Raw genomic sequence first — 267 nt, 5'->3', positions numbered from 1 at the left:
CCTGCTCGAGCTGCACCTGCAGCGCCTTGATCTGCTGCTCGGGCGTGAGCGGTCCTTTGGTCTTGTCTAGTGGCATGGCTGCGGATGATGCCGCAGGACTCCAGCCCAGGCGACCGTGCTTGCGCAGTCACACCAACACCGTCGAGCGGCCCTGAATGCCGTAGCGCTGCTGCGCCTCTTTGTACGTGAGCTCGCCTTTTTCTACCTGCTCCACCACCGCCAATTTAAAGGCCAGCGTGTAGTCGCGCTGCGTGCGTTTGACACTCG

Annotated in this window: 1 pseudogene; it reads right to left on the bottom strand. The window is 62.2% G+C overall.

Annotated features, from left to right (window positions below):
* Positions 1 to 267, bottom strand: a pseudogene (locus NFX52_RS30550) (IS3 family transposase); the annotation flags it as partial.

The organism is Acidovorax facilis (assembly GCF_023913775.1).
Classification (GTDB): Bacteria; Pseudomonadota; Gammaproteobacteria; order Burkholderiales; family Burkholderiaceae_C; genus Acidovorax; species Acidovorax facilis.
The sequence above is the reverse complement of the archived record's forward strand: the minus strand, read 5'-3'. Positions and strand labels throughout refer to the sequence as shown.